The following is a 279-nucleotide window of genomic DNA, read 5'->3' on the forward strand; positions in this document are numbered from 1 at the left end:
GCGCAAACCAGATCGCCACAAAGGGGCCCACCGCGCGGGTGCCCTCGCGGGCGCTGACGTCCAGTCCCAGCACGGGATCAAGGCCGATCAGCGTCTTGCCGCTGTCTTGTTCAACGAACAACAACAGCATGATAAACAGCGCAATCACCCCGCCGAGGTAGCCAAAGGCGAACCCCGAGCCTGAAACCTGCCCGACCTCTTCTTTGGTGCCGAGCGAGGGCAGCTGCGCATTGACAAAGATCAGCGCAAACTCCGCGCCGATAAAGCCCACGCCGAAAC

General features: G+C 62.0%; 1 pseudogene. It reads right to left on the bottom strand.

Features of this window, described 5'->3' with window-relative positions:
* Window positions 1-279: pseudogene (locus tag O4G76_RS20410) on the bottom strand (MFS transporter); the annotation flags it as partial.

The sequence above is a fragment of the Limimaricola sp. G21655-S1 genome (assembly GCF_027213785.1).
Lineage (GTDB): Bacteria > Pseudomonadota > Alphaproteobacteria > Rhodobacterales > Rhodobacteraceae > Limimaricola.